General features: G+C 64.4%; 9 protein-coding genes and 1 riboswitch. All 9 genes read right to left on the reverse strand.

Annotation, left to right across the window (positions count from 1 at the left end; all coding sequences use genetic code 11):
* Positions 1–88: 88 nt before the first annotated feature.
* Entirely contained in the window at positions 89–1534 is a 1446-nt protein-coding gene (locus RUH75_RS03530) for an NAD(P)-dependent oxidoreductase (RefSeq protein ID WP_313802224.1), read from the reverse strand.
* 165 nt (positions 1535–1699) lie between these two features.
* Positions 1700–2509: an undecaprenyl-diphosphate phosphatase gene (locus RUH75_RS03535; protein WP_313802225.1), complete on the reverse strand. Its 810-nt coding sequence runs from the start codon at positions 2507–2509 to the stop codon at positions 1700–1702.
* Between the two features lie 146 nt (positions 2510–2655).
* On the reverse strand, positions 2656–3594 hold the full coding sequence (locus RUH75_RS03540; RefSeq protein WP_313802226.1) for a complex I NDUFA9 subunit family protein: 939 nt from the start codon (positions 3592–3594) through the stop codon (positions 2656–2658).
* Between the two features lie 78 nt (positions 3595–3672).
* Positions 3673–4251 (reverse strand): TMEM165/GDT1 family protein, encoded by a 579-nt coding sequence (locus RUH75_RS03545; RefSeq protein WP_313802227.1) that lies wholly within the window; start codon positions 4249–4251, stop codon positions 3673–3675.
* Positions 4252–4347: 96 nt separating this feature from the next.
* A riboswitch (yybP-ykoY riboswitch) is annotated at positions 4348–4461 on the reverse strand.
* Between the two features lie 32 nt (positions 4462–4493).
* Positions 4494–4886, reverse strand: coding sequence for a hypothetical protein (locus tag RUH75_RS03550; protein ID WP_313802228.1), 393 nt, complete (start codon positions 4884–4886; stop codon positions 4494–4496).
* Positions 4887–4979: 93 nt separating this feature from the next.
* On the reverse strand, positions 4980–5585 hold the full coding sequence (locus RUH75_RS03555) for a hypothetical protein (protein WP_313802230.1): 606 nt from the start codon (positions 5583–5585) through the stop codon (positions 4980–4982).
* 8 nt (positions 5586–5593) lie between these two features.
* Positions 5594–6163: a demethoxyubiquinone hydroxylase family protein gene (locus tag RUH75_RS03560; protein ID WP_313802232.1), complete on the reverse strand. Its 570-nt coding sequence runs from the start codon at positions 6161–6163 to the stop codon at positions 5594–5596.
* Positions 6160–6645, reverse strand: coding sequence for a disulfide bond formation protein B (locus RUH75_RS03565; RefSeq protein WP_313802234.1), 486 nt, complete (start codon positions 6643–6645; stop codon positions 6160–6162). The genes RUH75_RS03560 and RUH75_RS03565 overlap by 4 nt, the downstream gene beginning before the upstream one ends.
* Before the next feature lie 78 nt (positions 6646–6723).
* A partial coding sequence (locus RUH75_RS03570) for a S41 family peptidase (protein WP_313802236.1) occupies positions 6724–7313 on the reverse strand: 590 nt, incomplete at its 5' end.

Here is a 7313-nt window from a genome sequence, read left to right on the forward strand (position 1 = left end):
CCTCGTAAATCCGTCGGTTCGAGCCTGTCTCAAATCCCTCTGCCACGTTCTCGACAAGCTCGAACCGAACGGGCGGAATTTTTGCGCTTTAGGCGGCGACCTTCTCGCTGGCCGCAGCCTTCGCCTTGAGATAGCGGTGCATATGCTCGGTCACGTCGCGGCCGTCGCGGATCGCCCACACCACCAGCGAAGCGCCGCGCACAATGTCGCCGGCGGCGAACACGCCGTCCATGCTGGTCATCATCGTCTTGTGATCGACGCGCAGCGTGCCCCAACGGGTAACCGACAGGTCATCCGCGCCGAATAGCCTGGGCAGGTCCTCCGGATCGTAACCCAGCGCCTTGATGACGAGATCGGCTTCCAGCGTGTGTTCCGTGCCCGGATCGGCTTCCGGCGCGCGGCGGCCTGATGCGTCGGGTTGGCCGAGGCGCATCTTGGTGACCCTGACGCCGGTGACATGCTCCGTGCCTTCGAAAGCGATCGGCGCGGAAAGCCAGACGAACTCGACGCCCTCTTCCTCGGCATTGGCGACTTCGCGCTGCGATCCGGGCATATTGTCGCGGTCGCGGCGATAGAGGCACTTCACCGAAGTCGCGCCCTGGCGGACGGCGGTGCGGACGCAGTCCATCGCGGTATCGCCGCCGCCGATCACGACGACCTTCTTGCCATTGGCGTGCAGCGAACCGTCCTCATGCTCCGGCACGGCGTCGCCGAACCCAGCCTTGTTGGAGGCGATCAGGAAATCCAGCGCCTTCACCACGCCCGGCGCGCCGACGCCCGGCGCCTTGATGTCGCGCGGCTTGTACACGCCGGTTGCGATCAGGATGGCGTCATGCCGGGCGCGCAGTTCCTCCATCGTCGCGTCGCGGCCGACCTCGAAGCTTTCATGGAACACGATGCCGCCGTCCTTCAGGCGCTGGATGCGGCGCATGACGACATCCTTCTCCAGCTTGAAACCGGGGATGCCGTAAGTCAGCAGGCCGCCCGCACGGTCGTGCCGGTCATAGACATGCACGTCATAGCCCGCGACGCGCAGATATTCCGCCGTGGTCAGACCCGCAGGCCCCGCGCCGATCACGCCGACCGACTGGCCGAGCGGCTTGCCGGGAACCAGCGGTTCGACCCAGCCTTCCTTCCAGGCGGTGTCGGTGATGTATTTTTCGACCGAACCGATGGTGACGGAGCCATGGCCCGAAAATTCGATCACGCAATTGCCTTCGCACAGGCGATCCTGCGGGCAGATGCGGCCGCAGATTTCCGGCATGGTGCTGGTCAGGTTCGACAGCTCATAGGCTTCGCGCAGCCGCCCCTCGGCGGTCAGGCGCAGCCAGTCCGGAATATGATTGTGCAGCGGACAATGGGTCGAGCAATAGGGTACGCCGCATTGCGAACAACGCGACGCCTGTTCTTCGGCCCTCTCCAATATGAAGCTGCGGCTGATTTCGAGGAAATCGTCGGCACGATCGTCAGCCGAACGCTTCTCGGGATAGGCCTGGCCCGTTCCCACGAATTTCAGCATTGGATTGTCTGCCATGATGAGTCCTACGAAATGAATTGCAGGGTGCGCATAGCAGAAAAACCCGGAGAGTCACGCGGATTTTGGTATATATGTCAACATATATGCCCTAATTATACCCGAAATTTTGCAGAAGCGAAGGTCGCCCCCAATTATCTTTCGCGAATTAAGTCCGTAGCGGTCCTATCTGGCGGAAAGCCAGAGCAGAGCGCCAATGCCCGCAACTATTCGATACCAGGCGAAGGGCGTGAACCCCTGCCGCGATACCAGGCCGACAAACCATTTGATCACCAGCAGCGCGACGATGAACGACACGACGAAACCCAGCGCGATACTGCTCCAGCCGACCTGCGCCGAGGTGATCTGATCGCCCTTTTTGAGCAGTTCCAGCGTGGAAGCGCCCAACATGGTGGGAATGGCGAGGAAGAAGCTGAACTCCGCCGCCGTGCGCCGCTCGACCCCCAGCGTCAGCGCGCCCATGATCGTCGCGCCGGAGCGGCTGACACCCGGGATCATTGAAATGCACTGGATGAAGCCGATGCCGACAACGCGCAGAAGGGGAATATCGGCAATGCCGTGAAAGCGGTTTTCCTTCACCATCCGCTCGATCAGCAGGATCGCGACGCCGCCGACGATCAGTGCCCAGGCCACGACCTTCGGCGCGCCCAGCAGCGTTTCGATATAGTCGTGCAACGCCAGGCCGATCACTGCCGAAGGGATGAAGGCGATGAGAAGATTGCGCAGGAAACGCCAGCTCGTCGGCTCCTTGCGCAGCAGGCCCATCGCCACAGCCCAGAAGGTCCGCCAGTATAGCACCACCACCGCCAGGATCGCGCCCAGCTGGATCACCACATTGAACATCGCCCAGACCGAGGCGTCATAGCCCAGCAATTCGCTCGCCAGGATCAGGTGGCCGGTCGAGGACACGGGCAGGAATTCGGTCAGTCCCTCGACGATGCCAAGCAGGATGACGGTCAGATAATGCAGGTCCATGGGCGGGTCAGGTCCTTGCGGTCAGACAAAGGGAAGCCCTCCCCCGGATGGGGGAGGGCCTAAGGAAGGAAAGCCATTGTGCAGGAGCGAAGGGCTCACGCAAAGGCGGGACAGCACGGTCGGTCGCGGCCCGCCGTCGGTCCGGCTCAGGCCTGAACCCGCCCGGCAAAACGGCCATGCTTGCGATAGCGAACCAGCCATTTTTCCGCGACGGGGGGCATGGGCGTGGGCGGGACGCCCAGATCGGCCAGCCCGTTCGCGCCGGCCGCGACGACATTGTCCTTGCCCAGCATGGCCAGCTGATCGCGGGTGATCGGTCCGCCCGGCAGCATGGCGATCAGCGAGGCTAGCGAAGCAGGAACCGCGCACAGGCTGCGCTCACGGCCGATGGTCCTGGCGATCCAGGCGTTCAGCTCCAGCATGCTGTAGGTCTGCGGCCCGCCCAGCTCATAGGTTTTGCCGCCATGAACACCCGGCTTTTCGGCGGCATGGGCGACGGCCTGCGCCACATCCGCGACATAGACGGGCTGGAATTTGGTGCTGGCGCCGATCACCGGTACCACCGGGGCGAGGCGGATGATTTCGGCGAAACGGTTGAGGAACTGATCCTCGGGGCCGAAAATGATCGACGGACGGATGATCGTGGCATTGGGGAAAGCGGCCCTGACCGCGGCTTCGCCCGCTGCTTTCGATCGGCCATAGGCGGACGGGCTTTGCGCGTCGGCGCCGATGGCGGAGATGTGGACCAGCGCCTTGACGCCTGCTTCCGCCGCCGCCTTTGCGACATTGGCGGCGCCGTCATGATGCGATCCTTCGAAATCGCCGGAGAGGACGCCAACCAGATTGATGACGATATCGCTGCCGGCAATGGCGCGGACGACGCTCTCGGGCTTGCGGATGTCGGCCGCGACGAACTGGGTCTGGCCGAGGCCGCCCAGCGGCTTGACGCGCAGTGCGGTCGCGAGATCGCGTTGGGCCACGCGTACCCGGGCGCCCCGCGCCATCAGCGCCTGAGCGACCTGCCGGCCCAGAAAGCCGCCGCCGCCGAACACCGTAACCAGACTGTCCTTCATCACGCGTCCCATGCCTGTCTTTTGAAAGGGATGACTCTTGGGCATCCCCTTGCAACAGCCGCTGCCCGCTGACAACCGCCTTACGCTTTTTTAGCCGATCGAGCCCTGCAAATCAGCAATCATCCACAGGCCAAGGGCCAGGAACAGCAGCGCCGCGCCGACCTGAAGCGCGCGCATCGGCACCTTCTTCGCCAGCACGTCGCCGAACAGCACGGCGGGCACATTGGCGATCATCATGCCCAATGTGGTCCCAGCGGTCACGGCAAGGATATTGTCGAACCGGGCGCCCAGCATCACGGTCGCGACCTGCGTCTTGTCGCCCATCTCGATCAGGAAGAAGGCGATCAGCGTGGTGACGAATACGCCGGCCCTGGACGGCGCCTTCAGCGGCTCATCTTCGTCGAACGTGTCCGGGATCAGCGTCCAGGCGGCCATGGCGACGAAGCTGGCCGCGACGGCATAGCGAAACCAGGTCTGGGTCAGCACGCCCGCGACCGAATGGCCGACCAGCGCGGCGAGGAAATGATTGGCGAGCGTTGCGACCAATATGCCCAGGATGATCGGCACCGGCTTGCGGAACCGGGTGGCGAGCAGCATCGCCAGCAACTGCGTCTTGTCGCCCATTTCAGCGAGCGCGACGAGAGCGGTGGAGGTGAGAATGGCTTCCATGCAGGTCAGTCCAGGGCCGGGCGAAGAATGAAGACACAATGCCACCGCCTTCCCCCGCCCGGCAGGACGGAGAAGGTGGTGCCATTGGTCTTGCCCGATGCGAAGGACTTGCTTCACATCCCGCCCGCCACGGCCTCTCGGCCAAATATGTTGACGAACGACCCCTCCAAAAAAAGGCGGAGGGCTGGCTACTCCCCAGATGACGAGGGTTCTTTAATTCAATTGAGGCGCGAGGGCAAGTCTCAGGGTTCGCCCTTCGACTCCTGCATCCGCCGCTCCGCGAACCATTGTTCCAGTGCCTTGGCGGTGCAGCCGGTGAAGCCGTTGCTGCCGATGGCCGAGCAACTGCCGGGCAGGGTCTGCCGCTGCACCTGCTCCATGGTGGCGACCTGACTGCCCCAGCCGGGGCCGCCCACGGGCTCAGGCTTTTCACGCAGCTTCTTGGGAATGCGGTAACGTTCGGCTTCGGGCTTGCGGGCGCAGACGATGATCTCGTCGCCTTCGCCCTTGGGACAGGGATCGTCGCCATAGACGACCAGATTGAAGATTTTCCGCGGCGGTTCGGCATGGGCCGCTCCGCTGATCGTCAGCGGCGCGAACGCCAGGGCGGCAAGGGAAAGGGCGGGGAGACGCATTGACTCAAATCCTTGTTCATCCCCCGTTTCTGCCGTCCGGCTTGCCCGGTTCCGACAGCTATGTTGCAAGACGCCGCAGGGCGGCAAAAGCCGTCAGGGTTGCGGCGTCGTTGCAGGTTGCTGGGTCGGTTGCGCGTTCTGCTGCTGGGCGGCCTGCGCCTTTTCCTCCGCCACGGCGCGCGCTTCGATTGCCTTGCTCTCCGCGTCGATGGTCGAAAGGCGCCGGGCCCGCTCCGCCTCGACCAGGTCCTTCCAGCTGGCATTGTCCGCCGCCTGCCGCTCCGCCTTGGCCAGCCGCGCCAACTGCGCGAAACAGCCGGTCGCGCCGCCGCCGCCCACTGGCGAGCAGCTTTCGGTGCCGCTGCGGCCGACATATTCCATCGACTTCACCCGCTCGCCCCAAGCCTGGTGGCTGGGCTGGTTCGGGTCGCCGCGCAGCGGTTCGGGGATCCGATAGCGTTCCTCCTCGCCCTTGCGCGCGCAAACCACGATGTCGCTGCCCTGGCTTTGCGGACAGGGATCATTGCCATAGACGATGACCAGATTGACCCGTTCAGATCCGACCTGTGCTGATCCGGCCTGTGCTGATCCGGATTGCGCCGATGCCGGTGCCGGTTCCTGCACGGGACCTTGCTGCGCCAGCGCGGGCGAAACACTGCCCAGCAAAAGCATGGCGGCGATCATGCTGGTCTTCATCATGCTTCTCCTCAAATCCGTTTCGACAGCGCAATGGCGGCGCGGCACCCCAGCCGTATCATGCCCGACAACAGGGGATAGGCCACCGCCTGCTCCGCGCCATGGGCGATGGCGGCTTCGCGATGTTCGACCTCCTCCGCCTGAAAATCCGCGATGGCGGTGGCAAGTTCCGGGTCGTCCTGTCCCAATTCCCGCAACTGTTCCGAATAATGGCGGTCTATTTCCGTTTCGATCGCCGCGGTACAGGCCATGGCGGCGCGCGGGCCGATCGCCGCGGTCACCGCGCCGAGCGCAAAGCCCGCGACATTCCAAATCGGTTGCAGCGCCGTCGGCCGCACGCCCCGACGCGCGATCATCGCGTCGAAATGCTTGCGGTGGCGTTCTTCCTGCGCGGCCATGCCAGCGATCAGACGGGAATCGGGATGGCGATCGCCCATCACGGCGAGCTGCCCGGCATAGATGCGCGTCGCGCCGAACTCGCCCGCCTGGTCGACGCGCAGCATGGACGCGCGCTGCCTGTCGGTAACCCGGCGGCCGGGCTGGGGGAAATTGGGCCGGGGGAAATCCTTGGGCGCGCTCATGCCTTGCTTCCTCTGCCGAGCAACAGGGCCAAGATGGCGAGCGCGGCCGCGCCCGACAAGAGGCCGTTATAGCCCGCCATCGAAATGCCGAACAGGCTCCACGGCGCGACATCGCAGCGGGTGATCGGGGTCGCCATGATCTGGTTGAGGATGTCCGCTGAGCTACCGCCGGTGGGGCTGGTCGAGCAGGCCGTCAGCCCCTGCCACCAGCCATATTCGACCCCGGCATGGAACAGGCCGATGCCGCCACTGATGCCGATGGCCAGTCCCGCCAGTCCGGTGAACAGCGCGCTCACGCAGGCTTTGCCCCGCGTCGCATAGGCGATCAGCGCCAGCGGGATCGCCGCCATATGCGCATAACGTTGCCACCAGCACATTTCGCAGGGATGCAGCCCGCCGATGAACTGAAAGGCGTAGGCGCCCCCCAGCATGGCCAGGGGAACGATCAGCGCGAGCGCGCGGGCAAGGGGCAGGCTCTTCATAGCGCTCGCTTAAACCGTCCCATGGCTTTCGTCATGCTGAACTTGTCATGATCTGGCTGCGCTGAATGTCGATCAGTCCTAACGCGATGCAGGCTTGTGCCCGGCAGGCTGCGTCTGCGCGACAGCCGCCCCCGGCCTTGCGGCGAGACGGGACAGGGTCTTCAGCGCATAGTCGAGCTGGAAGTCCTCAATCCCCTTCTTCTTCAGATCCTCTGCCGTGGCGGCGAACCGGGGATCGTCCTTGCTGTCCTCTTCCAGCGCGGCATTGTCCGTCTTGATCTCATTAATCAGGTGCCGGCGCAGGTCGCTTTCACGGAATTTCGGGCGATTCTTGTAATCGGGATCGCTAAGCTGCGGCACCTTCACATCCGGTTCGATCCCGCCTTCCTGCACGGATCGGCCGGAGGGGGTGTAATAGCGCGCCGTGGTCAGCTTGAGCGCCGTGGTGTTGGAGAGCGGCAGCATGGTCTGCACGCTGCCCTTGCCGAAGCTGCGCTCGCCCATCACCAGCGCGCGATGCTGGTCCTGAAGCGCGCCCGCGACGATTTCCGATGCCGAAGCAGACCCCGCATCGACCAGCACGATCATCGGCAGCCCCTTGGCGTCGTCGCCGGGCTTGGCATAATAGCGCTCGACATCGCCCTTGTTGCGGCCGCGCTGCGACACGA

Source organism: Sphingobium sp. (assembly GCF_032153725.1).
Lineage (GTDB): Bacteria > Pseudomonadota > Alphaproteobacteria > Sphingomonadales > Sphingomonadaceae > Sphingobium.

Coding starts and splice junctions, on each gene's coding strand:
- RUH75_RS03530 (WP_313802224.1), bottom strand. CDS start 1,534: ATGGCAGACAATCCAATGCTGAAATTCGTGGGAACGGGCCAGGCCTAT.
- RUH75_RS03535 (WP_313802225.1), bottom strand. CDS start 2,509: ATGGACCTGCATTATCTGACCGTCATCCTGCTTGGCATCGTCGAGGGA.
- RUH75_RS03540 (WP_313802226.1), bottom strand. CDS start 3,594: ATGGGACGCGTGATGAAGGACAGTCTGGTTACGGTGTTCGGCGGCGGC.
- RUH75_RS03545 (WP_313802227.1), bottom strand. CDS start 4,251: ATGGAAGCCATTCTCACCTCCACCGCTCTCGTCGCGCTCGCTGAAATG.
- RUH75_RS03550 (WP_313802228.1), bottom strand. CDS start 4,886: ATGCGTCTCCCCGCCCTTTCCCTTGCCGCCCTGGCGTTCGCGCCGCTG.
- RUH75_RS03555 (WP_313802230.1), bottom strand. CDS start 5,585: ATGATGAAGACCAGCATGATCGCCGCCATGCTTTTGCTGGGCAGTGTT.
- RUH75_RS03560 (WP_313802232.1), bottom strand. CDS start 6,163: ATGAGCGCGCCCAAGGATTTCCCCCGGCCCAATTTCCCCCAGCCCGGC.
- RUH75_RS03565 (WP_313802234.1), bottom strand. CDS start 6,645: ATGAAGAGCCTGCCCCTTGCCCGCGCGCTCGCGCTGATCGTTCCCCTG.